The following is a 22,668-nucleotide window of genomic DNA, read 5'->3' on the forward strand; positions in this document are numbered from 1 at the left end:
ATAAACGCAGCAGACATGAGCAAAGTCAGTTCATAATGCACCATTGATCATCCTTAACCCTGCTATTTGCCAATAACTTGCAGCCGCTCCAAATGATCCGTTTGTACTAAGCAACCTGCATATGAAAAAGATCCTTGTTCCGTTCGACTTCTCCGCGCTTTCCATGTCCGCACTCCGGTTCGCCATCGAGCTGGCCGAAGCGGCCGGGGGTGAGGTGATTGCCGTGCACGTGGTAAATATGACGCCGGTTTACCTGGAAAGCCTTGATCCGAATGGATATGCCGTCGGCTCCGCTTCGATCCTGTCAGAACTGGGCCGGGAGGCGACCGAGAACTTTGCACGGGTAAGAAGTGAGTTGAAAACGCACCTGGAACCCGGCTTTCGGGTCGAGCAGGGATTGCTCCATCAGATTATCATCAAAACTATTCACGAGACCGGGGCCGATCTGGTAGTGATGGGAACAAGCGGCAGCAGCGGGCTTGCCGAAGTAATGGTAGGTTCGAACACAGAAAAGGTTGTCAGAACCGCCCCCGTACCCGTCATTTCCATTCACAAAGGCCAAAAGATCAGCCAGATCCGCAACATCGTTTTCCCGACGACCATCGATTTGCAGCAGCATCGCTTCGTATGGCAGATCCGGGCCCTGCAATCTTTCCTAAGCGCCCATCTGCACCTGCTCTATGTGAAAACGCCCGATTGCAGGGACTCCGATCAAGCTCTTACTCACATGCTCAGCGACCTCGCCGAGTATTATTCTCTTACCGAGTACAGCGTACATGTTACACACGCGTCGAGCGAAGAAAAAGGGGTTCTCAAATTTGCCGCCCGCTTGCCAGGTTCTATGATCGCTATGGCCACACACGGGTATACGGGCCTGACGCACCTGATGCTGGGAAGCGTAGCCGAAAATGTCATCAACCATACCCGTGAAGCTGTCTGGACGTGCAAGCTCTCAGAGCATGTGTAAATGCCAAAGCCCGGCAACAAGCGACTTCCCATTTTACATTTGCTTTGCATGGAGGTGGTAAAAGTGCTATTATTGTTCCAATCGGGCATTTGACCAAGACATACATGTTATGAAGAAGATAGGTTTTTTATCGTTCGGGCATTGGTCTAACCATCCGGCTTACAACGCCCGAACCGCGAGTGATACCTTGCTGCAATCCATTGATCTGGCTGTCGCTGCAGAAGAAATCGGTTTGGACGGGGCTTACTTTCGGGTGCATCATTTCGCGGCCCAACTCGCATCACCATTTCCATTGCTCTCGGCCATCGGCGCCAAAACAAGCCAAATAGAGATTGGTACAGGCGTAATCGACATGCGTTACGAGAACCCGCTGTATATGGTGGAAGATGCCGGCGCCGCGGATTTGATTTCGGAAGGACGATTACAACTGGGGATCAGCAGAGGATCGCCGGAACAGGTGATCGACGGATGGCGCTACTTTGGCTACGAGCCCGCCGAAGGAGAAACCGATGCTGATATGGGACGCCGCAAGGCGCTGGAATTTCTGGATAAATTAAGGGGCGTGGGATTTGCACAGCCCAATCCCTACCCGATGTTTCCGAACCCGCCGGGCCTGCTGCGCCTGGAACCTCACTCAGAAGGGTTGCGTGAACGGATCTGGTGGGGCGCTGCCTCCAATGCAACGGCAGTATGGGCGGCAGAAAACGGGATGCACCTTCAAAGTTCTACGCTGAAATACGACGAAAGCGGCAAGCCCTTTCACGTGCAGCAGGCCGAGCAGATCAGGTTATATAAGGAAGCCTGGAAAAAGGCGGGACATCAGCGCGAACCCAGAGTTTCGGTGAGCCGGTCTATTTTCGCTTTGGTAACCGACCAGGACCGCTATTTCTTCGGGCAGGAAAGTAACCGGACCGACAAAATCGGTATGATCGAGCAGGACAAGCGCGCCATTTTCGGTAGAAGCTACGCCGCTGAGCCAGACCAGCTCATCAAAGAGCTGGCACAGGACGAAGCCATTCAGGAAGCCGACACCATTCTTCTAACAATACCGAATACATTGGGAGTTGACTACAATGTCCATGTACTGTCGTCTATCTTAGAGCATGTGGCACCGGGACTCGGATGGCGCTAAATGGCGATTAAACTTATCTTCCCCGCTCCGGTGGAAGATAAGTTTGTCACTGTCCATTACACCAGCCCCTGTGCAATCATAGCATCAGCCACCCGCACGAAGCCTCCGATATTTGCACCCTGTATATAGCTCATGCGACCGTCTGGTTTGTGGCCATAACGTATGCAGGTTGAATGAATGTTAAACATGATTTCCTTCAACTTCTTATCCACCTCTTCGCGCGACCATGACAGGCGTAGCGAATTTTGTGACATTTCCAGGCCCGACACAGCTACACCGCCGGCATTCGCCGCCTTCCCGGGAGCATACAGTATGTCGCTGTCTTCAAATACCGCAATTGCCTCCGGAGTACAAGGCATATTAGCTCCTTCGGCAACACAGAAACAGCCGTTCTTAATCAACATTCGGGCGTCCTCCACATGAAGTTCGTTTTGAGTAGCATTCGGCAAAGCAATGTCGCAGGGCACTTCCCAGGGAGTTTTGCCAGCCACAAATTGACATCCAAATTTGTCTGCATACATGCTTATCCGGCCCCGCTCTTCATTTTTCAAACGCATGACATAGGCAAGTTTCTCGGAGTCTATACCTTTCTCATCGTAGATATAACCGGATGAATCGGAAAGCGTGACGACCTTTGCACCCAGCTCTACGCACTTTTCGAGCGTGTACTGCGCCACGTTGCCAGATCCTGAAATCACTACCCGCTTGCCTTTAATACTGTCACGTCGTTGACCCAGCATTTGTTCAACAAAATAGACTACCCCATATCCTGTGGCCTCGGGGCGGATCAGGCTGCCACCATAGCTGGCGCCCTTACCCGTTAAAACGCCGGTAAATTCATTCTTGAGCCTCTTATACTGACCAAATAGAAACCCGATTTCCCTGGCCCCTACCCCGATATCCCCGGCAGGGACGTCATTATCGGAACTGATATGCCGGAAAAGCTCTGTCATAAAGCTTTGGCAAAAAAACATTACCTCCCGATCAGAACGTCCTTTGGGGTCGAAATCGGCGCCTCCCTTCCCGCCTCCCATAGGCAGCTGAGTGAGACTGTTTTTAAAAATCTGTTCAAATGCCAGAAATTTGAGTGTGCTCAGATTTACCGATGGGTGAAAACGCAGCCCACCCTTGTAAGGTCCGATCGCACTGTTCATTTGGACCCGATAGCCGCGGTTGACTTCGACTTCCCCGAGGTCGTTCATCCAGGGTACCCTGAAAATAATCACACGCTCAGGTTCGACAATCCGTTCCAGGATCTTAGCTTTCTGATAATGAGGTTTGTCTTCGATAAAAGGGATAATTGTTTCGACGACTTCCCGTACTGCCTGATGAAATTCACTTTCACCGGAATTTCGGTTGACAAGCCGGGTCATAAAAGATTCAACTGAAGTCACTGATTAACATAGTTTAAGACTAAAAATTAACTTGCCCATTCAATTAAGGCGCGCTAATATAAATAGATAAACCACGGGTCACATAAAATATTACCTTGGAGGAACACTTATTACTCGCCGTTTTGAGGAGGAAAGTTTGCTATTCGAGTCCCTTTGTTATCATTAATATCTAATAGTTATGACCGTCGACCAAATTGCTACCCGTTTGCAGATTATTGCCGAAAAGAGCAATTTGCCCAAGCTATTGAGGAGCTGTATACTCGTGCGGTTGTCCCGGGTTCGGCACAATTTTCGCTGCACGGACGCTCCAAAGCGATTAATTTATCCTAATTCAGAACAGGTATGTTTTTCAGATCCATTTTTCGCCTGGCAGGTGCTTCCCTATTCGCTACTTCGGGAATTATATCGAACCGGACCTGCTTTCTAAAATAATAGCCAAGCGGGCCCATCCCGGCCGTAGTGCGACGGCAAAAGGCTGGGCAGCACACTATCTGGTAGGCATTCTGTGGTCGGTAGTGTACGGAATTTCGAATGAACGCCGCAATGACGATTTGTCAATCCCACTCAAAGCGTCGGTATTTGGCATCGCAAGCGGCTTGATCTCCACATTGGCATGGCGGATTATGCTGGAAAGACACCCGCGGACTTTACGAGCTACCAGGCTGTCCTTCTTTTTGCAGCTGGTAGCAGCCCATGTTGTGTATGCGTTCACGCTCACCCACCGAGACATCGGCTCTGTGAAGCCGGCCCGTTTGCGGCAAGACAAAGTACTCCAATCTTCCTTCTGATCTTCATTTCCCTTCCCGGTTATGTCTCCTGCCAAAAGCTTGTCAAAGCTTTTGAAGCAGGCTATTTACCGCGTCCATTATTTGACAAAATTCTACCCATTATTTGACAAGATTATCACCCGTCTGTCTCAGAACATTTTTTGAATATTACAGCACCTACAAAACAAGGTTGAGCTATTCAATCTGGAAAAACAACAATACCCCTCCTGGAAAAATTTGGAAATGCAGACAGGTTCAAACTAAATGATCGCCTGCCAGCATTTAACGGGACACTCCTATTAATTAATTCAACTCTGTCTCAAACCAATTTTTACTAACAGCAAATTAATTCAGGACACGAGCACTCCCATAAACAAGATAAAAGCTATTGATTTTACACGCCATTTAAACTTCGTAGCAAATGAAAAAAATCTATCACAGTAAACCATCATCTAAAACGGCACTTGTAATTGTCAAGTATTTGATAAGTATTTCCCTTGCATGGGCGCAAGAACCTACGCCGTTTGCTTGTTCTAATCTTGCATATCAGGTGAGCGGGCCAAATACAAGCAATTCTTCTCTTTACAGCTACAATGTATCCACAGGCGTCCGAACGCTGATGGGAGCCCTTCCTGCCAGAGTCAATTCCATCGGTTATAATACGCTTGATAATTATATTTGGGGCATCAACGTCCTAACCAACCAGGTCGTCAAAATTGGGGCTAATGCCGCACTTTCAACTTATTCCATACCGAATTTACCTGCCCCGGAAGTCAGCGCATATTACAATGTCGGGGAGGTTTTCGGGGACGGCTATTTATTCATTTATAGCAGGCTGGCCACAAGATACTACGTAGTCGACATCAATCCAGCCAGAACAGCCACGTATCTGCAACTGGTGGATCCAACAGCCTCTTATACGCTGGACGCGGCCCCGTACGGAAATACTTTTATCGGCGCGACCAGTCTGGATATATCAGATATTGTTTATAGCTCTTCAAACGGGCTGTTCAACGGCATCATCGACGCACAAAGTGCAACGAACGCATACCGCAGGTTTACGATAAATCCGGTAACACAACAGGTAACCATCACACCCACAACCATTGCGGGCGGTGGTATACAAAATAATGAAAAGGTGGCCTTTGGCTCTGTTTTTATCGATGAAAAGCCCAATACCTTTTATGTATTTGCCAATACATTGGGAGGCTTCTACAAGGTCGATATGACGACGAATGCGGCTACCCTGATATCGACTGCGCCCACAGGAGGGGCCAACAACAACGACGGAGCGAGTTGCCCCAACACCCTCCTGGTTACGACTATTTCGGGCACGGTATTCCACGATCCGGATGCAGGAAATGTTAATAACAGCACAGGAAACCCGAACGTAGCGCCTTCCGGACTGTATGCCAATCTCATCGGCACCGACGGAAATGTCGTTGCTGTTGCCCCTGTACTTCCATCGGGATTTTATGGCTTTGATGGCATTCCGGCAGGCAATTACCAGGTGGTGCTGAGTACGACAAATGGTACCCCTGGTACGGCTTCCCCTGTGCCGGGCCTTCCGGCAGGTTGGGTAAATACGGGAGAGTTCAATGGCGCGGAGAATACCGGAAACACAGCCCCGGCAGACGGAATCAGTCCGGTGTTTACCGTAGGCGTAAATAGCACAGACATTAACTTTGGCATCCAGCAACCGCCTGTTGCGGACCTTAAAACATACCAGGTGCCCAACGCAGCATTTAGCGTCGCTCCGCCCGCCGGCTATCCCGCATTACCAGGCTATCAATCTATTGCTGCATCGTCGGCAAACCTGACGGGCTATCCTTCCGGCGGTTCCCTTTCGGGCTCTGATCCGGAAGATTGTGCCGGCGCCGGTACATGTAATACGGGCACGGGAACCACCTTCAATATTGAGGCGATCAACGCATCCACTCAACTATACTACGACTTGGGATCAGGACCTGTACCCATAGATGTAACTGGCGGGCCTGTGAGTATTCCTAACTTCGATGTTACCAAACTGGTGATCTACGGGGCAACCGGAAGCGGGACAAGCAGCAATCCTGTTGGTTTTACCTATTCCATTACCGATAATGGCGGAGCCACCAGTTCCGCCGCGGGTTACTCTATTGAGACAGAAAGCCCCATGCCGGTAACTCTGATCCGTTTCGATGTCCGTCCGGAAGGCAACACTGTGAACCTGCAATGGGCTACGTCCAGCGAAGAAAACAGTAAAGGCTTTGAGATCGAGCGAAGTGCAAACGCATCTGCCTGGACTAAGATAGGATTTGTGCCATCTTTATCTTCCGAAACCGTCAGCAGCAGCCGGCTCGACTACCATTTCGCTGATCCAAATCCCCTGCGGCGCAGAAGTTACTACCGCCTGAGGATGGTCGACGTTGATGGTAAATATACTTATAGTCAGATCAGAGTAATGGCATCTGAAAATAGTGCCATGATATATACTTACCCAAATCCCGCGGCGGACGAATTGACCATAAACGGACTAAATGGCTCAGAGGTGATCAAAGTGCTGGATATTTTCGGACGCACATTGATAGAAGGCCGCAACAGCGATGGTAAAAACAAGACGGTGCTTAACATCCGGCCTCTTCCGAATGGAGTATACCTAATCAAAATTCAAATGCCGGATGGCTCATCTGTTTCACAGAAAGTGATTAAGAAAAAGTAGTGCTACAATTCGATTGATGAGCCCCTGAGTGCGGTCCGTCCGCTTCTCAGGGGCTCTTTTTTGTCCGCTATTGCAGTAAAATGTTCACTTTCGGACATCTCAATCCGAGCAACAAAAAGCATAAAAGACTCATAAACAGCAACGTGCAAAAAGCATCTTATTCATGGTACAGTATTTTATCTACAAAAGTTGAACTTATACAGCGATGAAGAGAAACTACCTGGGTGAATTTGAAGAACTTGTACTGCTGACCGTCACTGTCCTGCATCCAGGGGCATACGGGGCGGCAATCGCAGACGAAATGCAAAACCAGACAGGGAGATCGGTCAGCATTAGTGCCGTGCACGCTGCTTTGCAACGACTTGAGGAGAAAGGAATGGTCAGCTCGGCGTTTGGTGAAGCAACCCAGGAACGGGGAGGCCGGCGGAAGCGGCTGTTTGCGGTCACGACGTTGGGAAACCAGACATTGCAAAGCGTGAGGGACATGCGTTCAAAATTGTGGGATTCAATTATGTCCAAAGGTTTGCTCGTACAAGGAATATGAACGGCCCGAAACCACCGAAATTCGCTGAACAGCTGCTATATCTCTTTTGCAGCGCAGCACAAGTCGAAGAAGTTCAAGGTGACCTTCAGGAACGTTTTCAAAAATGCGCATCACGATGGGGGGTGCGTCGGGCGAAACTCAGGTACGTGCTCGAAGTATTGGGCTTTGCCCGGTTTGTTTTCATAAAAAGCCAAAAAACCACGCTGTATTCAACACCAAACTATTCCGTCGGTATGCTTAGTAACTATCTGCGTATTTCGTGGCGAAGCCTGCTGAAATCAAAAGGTTTCGCCTTCATTAACATTGTCGGGCTGGCTGTCGGGATGACGGCCGCGGCATTGATCTTCCTCTGGATTCAAAACGAATTACAATTTGATCGGCAGTATAGTCGAACCGACAGAATCTATCAGATTTATAATCGTGACGTTTTTAATAGCGAAAAGACCGTTTGGTCAACCACCCCCTCGCCACTGGCCCCGGTCCTTAAAGCATCTTATCCTGACATTGAATTGGCGACCCGGTATGCACCGCTGACGCTGCTCTTGTCGGTCGGTGATGTCAACAGCAATGTGAAAGGTGCCCTGGCGGACCCCGATTTCGTCAATATCTTTGACGTTTTCCCACTTTCAGCCACCAAGAATCCGCCACTTGCCGAAGCAGGGAAAATAGTCATATCCAAGCGATTGGCAATGAACTTCTTCGGGACGGAAAACGCCGTTGGAAAAAGAATTCAAATAGACAACAGAGACAATTTCTTAGTGGCGGCAGTAATGGATAATCTGCCTGCGAATAGCCAGTTTCAAGATATTGACTATCTGCTTCCCTGGGAATATATGATAAAGCCAGGCTCTGCCGGTGCCGACTGGACATCCAACAATTTCAGCACATTTGTCTTGCTGCGTCGGGGCGCACAGGAGGCGGCCGTCAACCAAAAAATCAGGAAAGTGACTGCCCATCATCTGAAAGGCAAAGTCGATAACGTGGCGCACCGGGAAATCTTTCTGCATTCGGCCCATAAGTGGCATTTGTATTCCAAAATAGAAAATGGTGAGGTCGTCGGCGGCGGAATCGTCGCAGTGAGGTTATTTGCCGTGGTCGCCGTGTTCATTTTGATGATAGCCTGCGTCAATTTCGTGAACCTGAGTACAGCCAGAGGGGAAATGCGCGCTAGAGAAGTTGGTATCCGCAAGGTTGCCGGAGCGGCGCAAGGCTCGCTTGTAATGCGGTTTATGGGTGAAGCGGTGTTGCTTGCCCTGATAGCAGGCCTGTTTGCGGCCGCCGCAATCTGGTCCCTGACACCCACATTCAACGAATTGATCGGCAGCCATCTTCAACCTGATTTTGGTTCTCCTGTTTTCTGGGCGTCGGGCATCGCATTTGTACTGTTTACGGGCTTTTTGGCGGGGAGCTACCCTGCCATTGTATTATCGTCTTTTCAACCGGCGAGAGTCCTGAAAGGCTCGTACAGTCGCGGACCTGTGGCGGTTCCTGCCCGAAAAGGTCTGGTAGTCATCCAGTTCACTTTCGCTATTGTACTGATAATTTCGACCTTGGTCATCCGCAATCAAATCGATCATGCCGAACAGCGTGACAATGGCTTTAACAAAGAGCACCTGCTTTATGCAGCGTTGCCGGGAAACCTGGAAAAACACTACGCATTGCTGCGTGACGAGCTCCTTGCCAGTGGGGCGGTTGTGTCAGCCACCCGGTCGTTGGGACCTGCGATGAGTCTGAACACGCGCCAATGGGGTGTAAAGTTCCCGGGCAGCGTCGAAACCGATAAAAATGTGGAATTTGACCTTTTCGGGGCCGATCGCGATTTTGTCAAAACGACGGGGGTTGAATTGGTGGCAGGCAGAGATATCGATCTTTCTCAGTATTCCACCGACTCAACGGCCATCGTGCTCAATGAAACAGCCGTCAAAGCCATGCGTTTAAAAACACCGATCGGCTCGATCGTCCACTTTCAAAACACTGACTGGCATATAGTGGGGGTAGTCAAAGATTTTATTTACGAATCTCCCTATTCACCCGTCAAACCTGCTATCATTACAGGGCCGGGCGGTCTGCTTGCTCATCAATGGGTTAATCTCCGCCTCAATCCGGCGAATCCGCTTGACAAAAGCCTGACGGTATTGGAATCTGTCTTTAAAAAGATTGATCCGCGCTATCCTTTCAGTTATTCCTTTGTCGATGATATCTATGAAGCGCGTTTTGCACGCGAAAAACAGATCGGTATCTTGACGAGCACTTTCACCGGCCTGGCCATTTTTATTTCCTGTATGGGTATTTTCGGGTTAGCCACATTCTCCGCACAACAGCGCATAAAGGAAATCGGCGTCAGAAAGGTGCTTGGCGCGTCGGTACCCAGCATTGTCGCGCTGCTTATCGGGGACTTTGTCAGGTTGGTCGCTATGGCATTTCTAATCGCGGCGCCCATTGGCTGGTACATCATGGATCAATGGCTCGGTGACTTCGAGTACCGGGTAAAGATCGGTCCGGGCGTATTCGTGTTTGCTATTTGTTCTACATTGTTCATTGTGGTGGCGACTGTCGTCATGCAGGCAACACGGGCCGCATTAATGAATCCAGTGCGTTCGTTAGCCAACGAATAAATGATATGACGAGGACGATGGGGGAAAAAGGTGGATGGTGCGAGGTGAGGCCCATTGCTCTGTTTCCCAACCAGTCGCGCTGATTCAGGCAAGTTAGCGTGGTCTCCCTGTATATTTTTGCCACAACAAATTGCCACGATGCAGTTCATAAAACACGACCCTTTTTAGCCTCGGTCGGCGTTTTTCCAAAAATCTTTTTTTGAATTCTGCGCTGAAATACTTGCTGTCATCAAAACGATCATTATGCTCACCTCACTGACGTAATAAAGTCCCGAATTGAGCAGCTTTTAGGCTTCATTAAATCGCATCGTTTTCATGAAGTCATTGATGATCAACCCTGTAAGTGATCTCAATTTTCGATACAAAACGAAAAAAAGCTCTGTGTACGCTTCAGTGCTCCCCCACAGGAATCCTGTATATGGTGCATATTCGCTCTAAATGGCTGCTTTTCCTATCTCATCGTCTCAAGTTAACGAATCGGTTAACAGATTGAATGATCTATTTTGGTTCACTTTCATCAATTGTTTTTCACATTCGTTCACAAACGATAAGATTTTCGAATTTAAAAAATCGAACTATTGAATAGTAACCAGAATTACGGTTGCATGGAATAAACTACTTGTAGTAATTCTTCAACTGCCATTAAATTTATTAAAGCGTAACAAATACATTTTGTTAACGGACAATCAAATTTTTTGTGGAGAGATTACCGGTTACATAAAGTACTTTTACCTCGATCTTAGTTGTTCGGACGATGTGCTGACGCAAGCGTTTTCACGCTATTTGGAAGCACGGCGCCGGACAATTTCAGAAACATTGCCCTAAAAGTTTACGTCCGAACCGAAAAAACAGGAAGGTGACAATTGCAAATGAGCCCCGGTATTTCCGTGTGCCTCTATAAAGCCTTGTCAGCTGGCCCCGGATATCAATAGAATCGCATTCTTTTAGAAAAATACCCTCCAACTGGATTACTCAAAGTAATCTTGAAGCGACTGTTTTGTCATTTTTTTTCACAAAATCACCAACATTATGCAACAAATTTGCGTCTTATTAAACTTCTTTAAGCGTTGGCCCAAACGCCTTTTTCCTACCTGGATATTACTTGTCGTGATCAGAACTGCGGCAACTGCCCAGTGTATCAATTTTATCGCAAACGGCAGTATGGAAACCTACACTAACTGCCCAAACTTCAGTACCCGGGGAACAATTAACTACGCGTCAAATTGGAAAACAATCGGAGGACTTAGTAGTACATACGGGCAGCTAATGGTCAACCGGCCTGGCGAATGTGTTTCTAATAAGCCAGCAGCTTCGTGGCCTGCTTCTACGGCGTTAACTGGTGGAAGCGATGGGACTAACTGGCTCGGAGGGCATAATACCGAAAACTGGCAAAACACGCTGGCCCAACCGCTACCGCCTGGAAACTACACATTCTATCTGGATGCGGGTAACGTCATCGCTAGTCCGTACGTAAATACCAATTCTACGTTACTGTTTTACGGCGTAAAGTCTACCGACCCAGACTTTTCCCACATTCCCGCGCAGCTAATCGGTTCTGTTGTTGTGGACAATGTCCTTTCAGCAACCAATCCAACGTGGGTTACAAGAAGTTTCAATATAACGACTACCGAGACCTATGACCGCATTGAAATATTAAATGCCCCTGTTGTCCCGGGAAATACAAGTGCTTACACTTATATCGACAATTTCCGGCTTACTTATACAGTCGACGGTGGCCCGGATACGACCATTTGCGTGGGCGCCACCACTGAAATGGCGGGGACCGGAACCGGCGTTTGGAGTGAAAAATCAGGCAATCCCACACCCACATCCATCGCAAACCCTAGCAGCGGCACAACAACCATTTCCGGGTTTTCGGCTCCGGGGGTTTATTATTTTATCTGGACTTCAAACGGTTGCACCGATGAAGTTGCCGTTACCGTGACCGGGCCTTCTGCTCCTGTAATAGCTGCTACCGACCCAAGTTGTGAGGTTCCGACCGGCAGTATCTCGGTAGAGTCGCCGGCCGCCGGCCTGACTTATACGCTCTCTCCGGGCGGCATGTCCAATACGACGGGGGTTTTTACAGGCTTGGCGCCGGCAACTGGTCCTTACACCGTTACGGCCAGCGACGGCACCTGTAATTCGGCGGCGTCCAATGCGTTGAGTATCGGAGCACTTGAATGTTGTCAGTCCGAAGCGGGAACCATTACGATTATACCATAACGTTACCCGTCAAGAAAGCTATGAAGAAAACATACTTTTCCCCTTTTTCAGCGCACTGGAAATTGACGGCATTGTTGGTCATGTTAGGAGCACTTCCCCGAATGCTCAGCGCACAATGCCTTAATGCTGGTTCGTCTGTCCATTTCTCAGTTGCGGGCAACAATACTACGGCCGGGTACACAACGGTATATCTGCTAACCAATACTGACGGCAGGATACTTAAAACGGTTACCGACGGATTCGCTGCTCCTGACGTTAATGGGACTTACTATCTCTACGCGGTCAACTACAAAACATCCGGAACTGCGCCGAACACAACACCCGGCACGAACATCTCCGCCATTGGAGGCGATTGCGTGGACATAAGTCAGCAACCGGCCCAATTTTGTGTTAGCGGCGGTTGTGTCCCTGCGGGAAGCTCTGTCGCATTTCAGGTGACCGGCCACAATACCTCTGCCGGATATCTCACCCGGTACGCACTCACCGACAGTACCGGGCGCATTGTATCTACGCACACAGAAAGCCCGATTACGTTGCCGTCGGCACCAGGAAAGTACCGGATTTATGCCGTCAACTATTTGGCAGAGGGAGGAAGTTTGGCACCAAACCTTGCGGCAGGAGTGCTTATTGCAGACATCGGAGGTTCTTGCGCATCCGCAAGTCAGACCCCGATCGAAATTTGTGCAGCGCCGTCTATGCCGGTGACATTGCTTTCATTTTCCCTTACCCAGGAAGCCGGAACGGTGCAGGTAAATTGGGTTACAACAGAGGAAATTAATGCTGAGAAATTTGAAATTCAACGGGGCAATGATGCCAAAAATTGGCAGATAATAGGCTCGCATATGGCCGAAGGGGATAGCAAGGCATTGGTTTCCTACCAGTTCACCGATGCGGCTCCACTTTCAGGCCAGGGTTATTACCGGCTGAAAATGATCGATCGTGACAAAACCTTTGCTTACAGCCGTATCCACAGCATCAGGTTGGATAACAAAAGAACATACACGTTTGTATATCCCAATCCAACCCAAGACCGGTTGTTACTAAAAAAGCCGGAGGCTGACGTGCTCAGACACGTCTCACTGACTTCCCAGGCAGGTATCACCGTTTTCGAGGGAGCATCGTTTCCCTCGGCCGGAATTGATGTGAGAAATATTGCAGCAGGTAGTTACCTATTGAAAATTACGTGGCAGAGCGGTCAGGATGAGTTGCACCGGATCATTGTTGCCCCATAAATTGACACATTCATTTTTAGCAGCACTGAAAAAACTGCTGTGTCGAAAAAACACACTGCAAGCTATGCTCTTGCAGTGTGTTTGTAGCCTTAGGTAGTTTCCTCATTTGAATACACTCAAGAATAATAAGGATTTTTTGCCATAAACTTTGCCGTAGTTTCTGAGTTTTCTCATTTAACATAGAATGAGTTACCCGATCGTGAGAGGACTTGCGAGAAAGTGTGATGATCAATTAAGACCTTCCCTGAATTCCACCGGCGTTACCCCGGTCTTGTTTTTAAACAATTTGTTGAAGGACTGCGGATGCTCAAATCCTAGCTCGTAAGCGATTTCTGCTGCGGTCAACTCAGACAGCGAAAGCCTTTGCTTTGCTAAATCGATCAGCTTTGCGTGGATGTGTTGCTGTGTATTTAATCCTGTAAGATTCCTGAGCAAGTCGCTCAGATATCCGGCAGAAACATTCAATTGCTCGGAAAAATATCTTACCGACGGGTCACCGTTTTCCAAAGCCAGCCGGTCACGATAGTAGTTATTGAGCGTTTCTTCGAACCGTTCGATAATGGGCTTGCTCACCGCTTTCCTGGTGATGAACTGCCTTTTGTAATACCGATTGCTGTAATTTAAAAGGACCTCCATATAGGAACTAATCAACTGCTGGCTAGTATCATCGATGGCTGCTTCCAGTTCCTCTTTAATAGCATTAAAGACATTCAGGACTTTATCTCTTTCTTTCTCGGAAAGATGCAGGGCCTCACTAATATTGTAGGCGAAGAATCCATATTTAGCTATGGATCTTGCCAAAGGATGTCCCGCGAAAAAGTCAGGATGAACAAACACACTGTACCCTCTGCACTGTTGATCATCGACCACAGAAAGGGCCTGGCCAGGCGCAACAAACACCAGCCCGCCTTCGTCAAAATCATAATAACCCTGTCCGTATTTCAGCTTTCCGTGTAAATTGCTTTTATAGGAAATCATATAGAAGTCATGCACAAGATACCTGACCTGAGAACTGGCAGCTATGTCGGCGTGATTTATCAGTGCGATCAGCGGATGTGTAGGCTTGGGTATTCCGAGCGCTTTACATAGCCGGGACACCGATTTGAAATAATGCAATTCTTTTTTTTGAGCTGATTTATCTATCATAGCTATCATTATTGAACTAGAAAGACTGTTTATTTAAGCGCGCGTCGCCACATGGTAGCGATTACTTTCCATTTTGATGCGGATAATTTTGCCGTCGCTTTCACCAGCCCGGAAGAAGCATCGGTTAAGAATATGGTTTTCAATTGAGCTATTTTAACGGGCTTGGTAATGCTATCGCTTGTTTTGAGTAAAAATGTTATCAGTAAATTTCTGGTAGGCTTCTTCTGAAGTACTGCGACGGGCGTTCAGTATCGGCTGTATGTCTGTTGTTGGGGCATAGCGGAGACGGCCTGTCGCGTCCGTAGCCGCCTCGTAGATAGCCGCTACTACTTTTTCCACGGCATCCGCATCGGAAGTTTCGGCCATCGCCTGAAACATTTTCCCAGTCTGCTCTAAGAAAGGGAGATAACCGTCAATCATGGACAATCCGGTACTTTCCCCGCCCACGCGGTTAAGAAAACCGGTTTGAGGCGCACCACCCGGTTCAATTACTTTAACCCTGATCCCCAAAGAAGCCAGTTCATACCGGAGCGCTTCCGACCATCCCTCCAGCGCAAATTTTGATGCGCTGTAAACGGAGGCCATTGGAAAACCGATAGCGCCAGCTCCGGAACTGACATTGATAACGACGCCTGAATTGTTTTCACGAAAGTGAGGCAGGATTGCTCTTGTTACATCCATTGCCCCAAACAAATTTACCGCGAACTGATTTTTGACGGCTTCGGCGCTGACACTTTCAAAAACCCCGAATAGCCCATAGCCCGCATTGTTAACCAGCACATCAATTTTTCCGAAGCGGTCAATACCTGCCTTGACAGCATTTCTAATAGACGTTTCATCTTCTACATCCAGTTTAGTAATAAAGATATTCCCGGAATTACTGAGACTTGTTGTTTTACCGGTATCGCGCATTGTGGCGATTACGTTCCAGTCTTTGGCTGCGAAATAGTTGGCTGCTGAGGCACCGAATCCTGAGGATGTTCCTGTAATCAATACTGTTTTGTTCATTTCTGAGATTTTTAATTGTTGGACATTTAACTACTCGACAAATGTCCAGCGAATCAAAAACCTGCAATAAGCCAAATCAGGGCAATGATTAGCCAAAACAAGGGTGATGCTTTAAGTTCGTTTACCCAGATAGCGCTTTGCAATGGTCCTGCGATTTTGTTCATATACACTGTGATCGAAGAGACCACGTCATGAGCAGTACCACTATCCTATCCGCCTTTTAAACAAAGTATATTGCGCCTTTTAAACAAAGCATAATGACGGATTTAAACTGAATTTTGCATCATCAAAACATTAGATGATGGATACAAATTCAAATACAGAAAAATTAGTCCTCGTTACCGGTGGCACGGGCTTTATTGCCGTACACTGCATCCTGCAATTGTTAAATGCCGGATACCGGGTTAGGGCCACTCTTCGCGATCTAAACCGGGGATTGGTGGTAAGGTCAATGCTGTGTGAAGGCGGCATCGAGGTGGGCGAAAAGCTAACGTTTATACGGACGGATCTATCGAGCGATGCGCATTGGGATGAAGCGGTAAAAGATTGCACTTACGTGTTGCATGTCGCATCGCCGACATCAAAACTGAATTTTAAGCATGAGGATGAAATGATCATTCCCGCCCGGGAGGGTGTGCTGCGGGTGTTACGCGCATCCAGGGATGCGGGCGTAAAAAGAGTGGTACTGACCTCGGCGATCGGTGCTATCGTTTATGGCCACCCTAGGCAAACGGTACCTTATGATGAAACAGTTTGGACGGATACTACGGATGCCCCGCCTTACCAGAAATCGAAAACGCTGGCTGAAAGAGCAGCCTGGGAATTTATAGAATGTGAAGGCGGCGACCTGGAACTGTCAGTGGTTAACCCGGCAGCGGTAATGGGGCCGGTACTAGGGCCTGATTATTCGCATTCCATTTACCTTGTCAAAAATCTGCTGACCGGTAAAATGGCGGGCTGCCCGAAGATCAATTCTTGTTTTGTCGACGTGCGGGACGTTGCCGATCTGCACTTGCGCGCTATGGTTAATCCTAAGGCAAATGGTGAGCGCTTTATTGCTACCGGCGGCGAAAGTATCTGGCTGGTGGAAGTAGCAAAGATCCTGAAAGCCAACTTGGGCGATAAAGCAGGCAAGGTGAAAGCCATACAACTACCGAATATTGTTCTGCACATTACTGCGCTAAAAGATCCGATGGTCAAAAGCATGGTGCCATTATTGGGTATTCCGATGAACCTGACCAGTGCCAAAGCGGTTGCGCTGCTGGGCTGGTCGCCCCGTTCGCAGAAAGACGCGATACTGGCCGCTGCGGAAAGCCTGATCCGGTTGAATTTGTTGTAAATTGCCACTATGCAGGAAGTCGCCGAAGTTTTTATATCCTGTAAAAAGGAAGTCCATTATAGCCGGGAGCTTATGCTCCGCTGGCCTGCTCTTGTGCGCGTGCTATCCGGGGAGATCCGGATAGCAGCGGCCGACCGCAGCTATCGTTTCTTTGCCGGTGATACAGTCCTTTTTCCGCGTGACCAACTGGGCCGAATGAGCAAGCTGCCGATGAACGGCGAGCCTTGCGTGGCCATCTCGGTAATCTTCCGCAAAGATAGACTGGAGCAATACTACAAGGGAACTAAACCTACGGCGGAACGCAACCATGAGCCGTTGATCTTCGCTGATCATCCCTTGCTGCAAAGTTTGTTTATTTCTTTGCAGCCCTATTTCGATTTGGCTGATGCGCTACCCGCCGACATTGCCGCATTTAAGGTAGAAGAAGCTATTCGCATTTTAAGAGCGATCAATCCTGCGACGGATGGCTTACTGGGGCACTTTGAAGCACCGGGTAAAGTAGACCTGGTAACGTTTATGGAACAAAACTTCCGGTTTAACCTGCCGCTTGAAAAGTTCGGCTATTTAACCGGCAGAAGCTTGACAACTTTCAAAAAGGATTTTAAAAATGCGTTTAACACGTCGCCCGGGCGTTGGCTGACGCATAAACGCCTGGAACTGGCCCACTATCAAATTGTTGAGCAAAGAAGAAAACCTTCGGCGGTATACCTGGATACGGGCTTTGAGGACCTCTCTCACTTTTCCTTCGCCTTTAAAAAACAATATGGTTATCCACCAAGCCAGTTTTTGGGATCTTAATTGTAGGTGGTTCCCCCTAAATACTTTGCTACTGTTTTCAAAGTTTTAGCGGGTCTCCTACATACGCTGGTCTATGTTATGCATGTTTCAATTATCTGTGTGAGGTCAAGGGGCTAAGAAATAATGGGTGAATTATCTGAAATTGTAAAATATAGCCTTTTGTCAATAGGCTTGGATAAAATATGAAATATTTTATCGGAAACTCTGCCTATCGATATAAATTTTCCGGCATCGCAGCTTCTTTCTAAAGTCGTTGTTGGCTTCCGATGAAGTTGACCAAAACGGTTTATTTTGACTATTATCAAGACGAGTGCCGCTAAAACTCATCAGTTAGACCGGAAGGGAATTACTGCTTGCAGCTCCCACTGTTGATTAGGGTCACCGGAGGTCCCTTTTAAGTAATAAATAATCATTGGGCATTCTCGTCATTCTGCGAACCCGGGTTATCAATCACAAATTGGTTTGACATCGTGCTTCTACGCAACACTGCTAGTGACATTTCCACCTTGTTCCATAAAGATAGGTATCTTCAACAGCATCGTATCCGGAGTTGAAACTCCAATGGTACACCGTTTCTGTTAATATCGCCCGCAGAATGTTTGCGTCGGACCCCACCGCTGGCACAAATTTTGCTTGCTGGCTGGACGTCGAGAATGCTACGGCATTGCCAGGATTTGTTTCACGATAAATTGCTGTCAAATGACGATAATTTCAAAGGCGCCATACCGGCCATACGCCTCTTCCAATGCGGGGGGGATTACAATAGGGAGCTGCAATTCTCCTGAAAATCTCATGGACCGCAAGCCTCCATGGAACCACTTTAAGCAAAACCGGATCTGATCCGATCGGATCCGGTACCGACATGCCTGCTTCGTATGTCGGGTTTTCCGCAATGATCATATGTGTCCCTTACCACAGGACAAAACCGTAGATTTTAACCTGTAAAACGATGTATATGAAAATCGCACAAATAGCACCACTATATGAATCGATGCCGCCGAAACTGTACGGTGGAACAGAGAGAGTAGTCTCCTATCTGACTGAGGAATTGGTTAACCACGGCCACGAGGTCACGCTTTTCGCGGCCGGAGATTCGAAAACCAGGGCAAAGCTGATCAGTCCGGTCAGTTCGGCCTTACGGCTTGACCCGTCGGTGACCGACCCCATCGCGTTTCACATTATTCAAATGCAGGATGTCGCCGATCTGGCCGGAGAATTCGATGTTTTGCATTTTCACACCGATTACTTCCACTTCCCTTTTTCAAGCAGGCTTTCGAAGCCCGTGTTGACAACGCTGCACGGCCGTCTGGATTTGCCCGAGCTGCAACATATATACCGCAGATTCGACCGTCAGCATGTTGTTTCGATTTCCAACCATCAGCGGATACCGTTGCCTGATGCCCACTGGTTTGATACGGTGTACCATGGACTGCCCAAACACCTTTATACGCCGGGCGCCGGCGACGGCGGCTATGTAGCTTTTATCGGAAGGATTTCTCGTGAGAAGAGACCGGACCGCGCCATAGAAATCGCAAGGCGGGCAGGTATGAAGATTAAAATTGCCGCCAAGATCGATAAGGCCGATCGTCAATATTACGAGAGCACGATCCGGCCGCTCTTGCAGCAGCCGCATGTGGAATTCATCGGCGAAATCGGTGAAGACCTGAAAGGACCGTTTCTGGGCGGGGCAAGAGCGCTGCTTTTTCCTATCGACTGGCCGGAGCCATTTGGCATGGTGATGATCGAAGCGATGGCCTGCGGCACACCAGTGATCGCATTCAGGAACGGTTCGGTCCCCGAAGTTCTGCAGGACGGTATCAGCGGTTTCATAGTCGATTCCGTAGACGAAGCTATCTCCGCACTTGGCCGTATCGGTCTGATAGACAGAAGAGAAGTCAGAAGGTGCTTCGAACAAAGGTTTACAGCCGGTGTGATGACGGCTAATTACGAGCGGATTTATGCAAGGCTTCTAGCCCGACAGCGGCAAGCCTCCGACACATCGCACTCGTTAAACAGTACTTTTTCAGCAGAAACCGCGGCGTAATTATGGAAGATCAGATCGCATCATTGAATACCATCGATATTTCATTGCTCGACGACCGGACGCAGGTGCTCAACTATGGGGATACATTCGCCATTCTCAACCGGTCCGGCGATGCCACAAGCTCCCGTGGACAAGCCTTTGGCATTTATCACAGGGATACACGCTATATCAGTGGCTTGTCCCTGTGGATCAACGGCGTGCGCCCGCGGTTGCTGGGGTCCTCGATCAAAGAAGAAAACGAAATTTTGTCCATTGACTTGACGAACCCGACGCTCGCACTCGATAACGGGCTGACGATCGAGCAGGGACAAATCCATGTAAGGAGGAGCCAGTTTCTGCGGTCGGGACACTTTTATGAAAAAATACAATTGCAATCCTTCGCCGGAGAGCCATTGCCCATCAAATTGGCACTCCGGTTCAGCGGTGATTTTCTCGATATCTTCGAAGTAAGGGGAATCAAAAGAGAAAAGAGGGGCTTGACAGGCACACCTGTTGTAAACGGCCGCACGATCGTTCTGTATTACGATGGCCTGGACGGCATCAGAAGGACAGCCAGGGTAAATTTCCCGAGGGTTTTTGAATACGACGACAACATTCCCGCCGCGCATTTCAACTTTGAGCTGTCGCCCGGCCAGGCTGCGGAACTGGATTACTCCATTCATTTTCACGAAGAGTACCAGAAAAACGACGCTGCTCCCGAGCGCTATAAAGAGGCACGGAGCCTTCTCGAACCCGGATTACGCAAGACAAGCGCGATGTTTCCCCGCATCGAGACGTCCAACGAACAGTTTACGCACTGGCTGAACCGTTCCAAAATAGACCTGATATCCCTGCTGGCCGACACTCCGCAAGGTAAATATCCGTATGCCGGCGTTCCATGGTACAACACCGCCTTTGGCCGCGATGGGCTGATAACCGCCCTGCAAACCTTATGGGCAGCCCCGGACCTGGCCAGGGATGTGCTCTTTTTCCTTGCCAGCCGGCAAGCATCGGGATGGGACTCGGCAGCTGACGCCGAACCCGGCAAAATCATGCACGAAACCCGCAACGGCGAAATGGTTGCCCTGAACGAGGTGCCGTTCCGCCAATATTATGGCAGTATCGATTCCACGCCGCTGTTTGTCGTGTTGGCAGGAAAGTACTACGAGCGAACGGCCGATAAAGTCACCATAGAGACATTGTGGCCCAACATCAGGGCCGCGCTGGAATGGATAGACCATTTCGGCGACCTGGATGGTGATGGATTTCTGGAATATCAGCACAAAGCCGAAAACGGGTTGACCAACCAGGCTTGGAAGGACAGCTTCGACTCCGTTTTTTATGATACCGGGGAGCTTGCCGCACCTCCGATTGCCATGTGCGAGGTGCAAGGATATGTTTACGCAGCCAGGATTAAGGCAGCCATCCTGGCCCGGGTAATGCGTGAACCTGAACTTGCGACCCGGCTGGAAGAAAGCGCCCGGAAATTAAAAGCGGAATTCCATAAGCGATTTTGGGACGAAGCCCTTCAATGTTATGTACTGGCCCTGGACGGTGATAAAAAGCCCTGCCGCATTAAATCTTCCAACGCCGGGCAACTGCTATACACGGGAATCGTTCCGAATGAGTTTGCGGCGCCATTGGCTAACACCCTCTTAAAGCCGGATATGTTCAGTGGCTGGGGCCTGCGCACCGTCTCTACCGAATCGCCCCGGTACAATCCGATGTCTTATCACAATGGCTCGGTTTGGCCCCATGACGTCTCGTTGGTGGCGATGGGTATGGCCAATTACGGCCTGTACCGGGAAGCGCAGCAACTGGCCACTTCACTTTTCGATGCGTCGCTGTTCCTGCCGTTGCAGAGGTTGCCGGAGCTATATTGCGGCTTCGAACGACGCAAGGGAGAAGGGCCGACGCCTTACCCGGTCGCATGCTCGCCACAAGCGTGGTCGGTAGCCGCGGCATTTCAGGTTATCGAGGCGCTGTTACTTCCCGGTTTTAGTCCTTCGACAGATTCCCTGACTTTCCATGCGGATGGTTTACCCGATTATCTGGACGATATCCGGATAAATGGCCTCCGGGTTGGTCGCAGTACTTTTCAGATCATATTCAGAAGGGAATCCGGTGCGGAAATCATAAAAATGTAAACAGCCTCATTATCTCCCATCTTTTCCCGGTTGGCCCATCCGTTACGAGCTCACCCGCATAACGGGAGTGCAACGCGACCGATGGGTCTTGCCGCACCGGATGGTGTTCGATAACCAACTATACTATGAAAAAGGTACCTATCTATCGAACACCTTACGTCCTGCCCATCCTCGAAAGCAATTCACTAAAAACCAACCAATTACACGAGTTGATTTTACACAAAAAAGGGGAAAGCACTGCTGCTTTCCCCTCAAGTGGAGATGGAGGGAGTCGAACCCTCGTCCAGAACAGGGAAAACCTGCGCCTTCTACATGCTTATCCGTGATTCGGTTTTCGAGCCTGACAAGGTTCCCGGCGGACCTGCGTCATAGCCTTAGATGCTAGGGTCTCGTTGGTTTTACGCATCAATATACCAACCAGCGCTGCGGTTCGACACCTCTGAACCCACCCGGCAGCACGTTAGGTGGAGAGATGATGGCATTTGGTTAATCCTCCGGATTAAGCAGCCATGGCGTAAGTAGATTCGCCAGTTATTGTTTGAGAATATTATTTCCGGGAGGTACTCTCAACTCCCGACATGCTTACACACAAGCCCTCAGCCCGCTGTCAAAACCAGTCACCCCCATTTGTT

The 22,668-nt window shown here is 49.0% G+C and carries 15 protein-coding genes and 1 other RNA gene; 11 read left to right on the forward strand and 5 right to left on the reverse strand.

Annotated features, from left to right (window positions below; genetic code table 11):
- The first annotated feature begins 121 nt into the window (after window positions 1-121).
- Window positions 122-967, forward strand: coding sequence for a universal stress protein (locus AC2YIT_RS00470; protein ID WP_487277905.1), 846 nt, complete (start codon window positions 122-124; stop codon window positions 965-967).
- 109 nt (window positions 968-1,076) lie between these two features.
- Window positions 1,077-2,099 carry an LLM class flavin-dependent oxidoreductase gene (locus AC2YIT_RS00475; RefSeq protein ID WP_487277906.1) on the forward strand — a complete coding sequence of 341 codons (1,023 nt, stop codon included), beginning with the start codon at window positions 1,077-1,079 and terminating at the stop codon, window positions 2,097-2,099.
- A gap of 56 nt (window positions 2,100-2,155) precedes the next feature.
- On the opposite strand, the gene gdhA is transcribed toward AC2YIT_RS00475, so the two are convergent.
- Together gdhA and AC2YIT_RS00485 are read right to left on the reverse strand one after the other, a co-directional pair.
- Window positions 2,156-3,493 carry an NADP-specific glutamate dehydrogenase gene (gene gdhA / locus AC2YIT_RS00480; RefSeq protein ID WP_487277907.1) on the reverse strand — a complete coding sequence of 446 codons (1,338 nt, stop codon included), beginning with the start codon at window positions 3,491-3,493 and terminating at the stop codon, window positions 2,156-2,158.
- A gap of 487 nt (window positions 3,494-3,980) precedes the next feature.
- The gene (locus AC2YIT_RS00485) at window positions 3,981-4,316 is read right to left on the reverse strand and encodes a hypothetical protein (protein ID WP_430843462.1); all 336 of its coding nucleotides are present in this window, start codon (window positions 4,314-4,316) and stop codon (window positions 3,981-3,983) included.
- A gap of 365 nt (window positions 4,317-4,681) precedes the next feature.
- Here AC2YIT_RS00485 and AC2YIT_RS00490 point away from each other — a divergent pair, with 365 nt between their 5' ends.
- The 5 genes from AC2YIT_RS00490 to AC2YIT_RS00510 all read left to right on the forward strand — a co-directional run bounded on the left by AC2YIT_RS00490 (window position 4,682) and on the right by AC2YIT_RS00510 (window position 13,575).
- Entirely contained in the window at window positions 4,682-6,958 is a 2,277-nt protein-coding gene (locus AC2YIT_RS00490) for a DUF6923 family protein (protein WP_487277908.1), read from the forward strand.
- Between the two features lie 205 nt (window positions 6,959-7,163).
- Window positions 7,164-7,502: a PadR family transcriptional regulator gene (locus AC2YIT_RS00495; RefSeq protein WP_430843460.1), complete on the forward strand. Its 339-nt coding sequence runs from the start codon at window positions 7,164-7,166 to the stop codon at window positions 7,500-7,502.
- On the forward strand, window positions 7,499-10,117 hold the full coding sequence (locus AC2YIT_RS00500; protein ID WP_487277909.1) for an ABC transporter permease: 2,619 nt from the start codon (window positions 7,499-7,501) through the stop codon (window positions 10,115-10,117). The genes AC2YIT_RS00495 and AC2YIT_RS00500 overlap by 4 nt, the downstream gene beginning before the upstream one ends.
- Before the next feature lie 1,266 nt (window positions 10,118-11,383).
- Window positions 11,384-12,343, forward strand: a complete 960-nt coding sequence (locus AC2YIT_RS00505) for a hypothetical protein (RefSeq protein ID WP_430843458.1) — start codon at window positions 11,384-11,386, stop codon at window positions 12,341-12,343.
- Between the two features lie 20 nt (window positions 12,344-12,363).
- On the forward strand, window positions 12,364-13,575 hold the full coding sequence (locus AC2YIT_RS00510; RefSeq protein ID WP_487277910.1) for a T9SS type A sorting domain-containing protein: 1,212 nt from the start codon (window positions 12,364-12,366) through the stop codon (window positions 13,573-13,575).
- A gap of 228 nt (window positions 13,576-13,803) precedes the next feature.
- On the opposite strand, the gene AC2YIT_RS00515 is transcribed toward AC2YIT_RS00510, so the two are convergent.
- Together AC2YIT_RS00515 and AC2YIT_RS00520 are read right to left on the reverse strand one after the other, a co-directional pair.
- Entirely contained in the window at window positions 13,804-14,691 is an 888-nt protein-coding gene (locus AC2YIT_RS00515) for a helix-turn-helix domain-containing protein (protein WP_487277911.1), read from the reverse strand.
- Between the two features lie 201 nt (window positions 14,692-14,892).
- The gene (locus tag AC2YIT_RS00520) at window positions 14,893-15,729 is read right to left on the reverse strand and encodes an SDR family oxidoreductase (protein WP_487277912.1); all 837 of its coding nucleotides are present in this window, start codon (window positions 15,727-15,729) and stop codon (window positions 14,893-14,895) included.
- Between the two features lie 298 nt (window positions 15,730-16,027).
- Here AC2YIT_RS00520 and AC2YIT_RS00525 point away from each other — a divergent pair, with 298 nt between their 5' ends.
- From AC2YIT_RS00525 to AC2YIT_RS00540, 4 genes are all read left to right on the forward strand, one after another.
- Window positions 16,028-17,068, forward strand: a complete 1,041-nt coding sequence (locus tag AC2YIT_RS00525) for an SDR family oxidoreductase (protein WP_487277913.1) — start codon at window positions 16,028-16,030, stop codon at window positions 17,066-17,068.
- A gap of 195 nt (window positions 17,069-17,263) precedes the next feature.
- The gene (locus AC2YIT_RS00530; protein ID WP_487277914.1) at window positions 17,264-17,866 is read left to right on the forward strand and encodes a helix-turn-helix domain-containing protein; all 603 of its coding nucleotides are present in this window, start codon (window positions 17,264-17,266) and stop codon (window positions 17,864-17,866) included.
- 955 nt (window positions 17,867-18,821) lie between these two features.
- Window positions 18,822-19,910 (forward strand): glycosyltransferase family 4 protein, encoded by a 1,089-nt coding sequence (locus tag AC2YIT_RS00535; RefSeq protein ID WP_487277915.1) that lies wholly within the window; start codon window positions 18,822-18,824, stop codon window positions 19,908-19,910.
- Between the two features lie 2 nt (window positions 19,911-19,912).
- Window positions 19,913-22,036, forward strand: coding sequence for an amylo-alpha-1,6-glucosidase (locus AC2YIT_RS00540; protein WP_487277916.1), 2,124 nt, complete (start codon window positions 19,913-19,915; stop codon window positions 22,034-22,036).
- A gap of 253 nt (window positions 22,037-22,289) precedes the next feature.
- Here AC2YIT_RS00540 and ssrA read toward each other — a convergent pair.
- Window positions 22,290-22,661: a transfer-messenger RNA gene (gene ssrA / locus AC2YIT_RS00545) on the reverse strand.
- Window positions 22,662-22,668 lie beyond the last annotated feature (7 nt).

It is taken from the genome of Dyadobacter sp. SRI_021, assembly GCF_057586235.1.

What these genes read in the sequence shown, in the direction of transcription:
- AC2YIT_RS00490 (WP_487277908.1), top strand. Translation starts at nt 4,682, where the DNA reads ATGAAAAAAATCTATCACAGTAAACCATCATCTAAAACGGCACTTGTA.
- AC2YIT_RS00525 (WP_487277913.1), top strand. Translation starts at nt 16,028, where the DNA reads ATGATGGATACAAATTCAAATACAGAAAAATTAGTCCTCGTTACCGGT.
- AC2YIT_RS00475 (WP_487277906.1), top strand. Translation starts at nt 1,077, where the DNA reads ATGAAGAAGATAGGTTTTTTATCGTTCGGGCATTGGTCTAACCATCCG.
- AC2YIT_RS00500 (WP_487277909.1), top strand. Translation starts at nt 7,499, where the DNA reads ATGAACGGCCCGAAACCACCGAAATTCGCTGAACAGCTGCTATATCTC.
- AC2YIT_RS00540 (WP_487277916.1), top strand. Translation starts at nt 19,913, where the DNA reads ATGGAAGATCAGATCGCATCATTGAATACCATCGATATTTCATTGCTC.
- AC2YIT_RS00510 (WP_487277910.1), top strand. Translation starts at nt 12,364, where the DNA reads ATGAAGAAAACATACTTTTCCCCTTTTTCAGCGCACTGGAAATTGACG.
- AC2YIT_RS00535 (WP_487277915.1), top strand. Translation starts at nt 18,822, where the DNA reads ATGAAAATCGCACAAATAGCACCACTATATGAATCGATGCCGCCGAAA.
- AC2YIT_RS00470 (WP_487277905.1), top strand. Translation starts at nt 122, where the DNA reads ATGAAAAAGATCCTTGTTCCGTTCGACTTCTCCGCGCTTTCCATGTCC.
- AC2YIT_RS00505 (WP_430843458.1), top strand. Translation starts at nt 11,384, where the DNA reads ATGGTCAACCGGCCTGGCGAATGTGTTTCTAATAAGCCAGCAGCTTCG.
- AC2YIT_RS00530 (WP_487277914.1), top strand. Translation starts at nt 17,264, where the DNA reads ATGAGCAAGCTGCCGATGAACGGCGAGCCTTGCGTGGCCATCTCGGTA.
- AC2YIT_RS00520 (WP_487277912.1), bottom strand. Translation starts at nt 15,729, where the DNA reads ATGAACAAAACAGTATTGATTACAGGAACATCCTCAGGATTCGGTGCC.
- AC2YIT_RS00495 (WP_430843460.1), top strand. Translation starts at nt 7,164, where the DNA reads ATGAAGAGAAACTACCTGGGTGAATTTGAAGAACTTGTACTGCTGACC.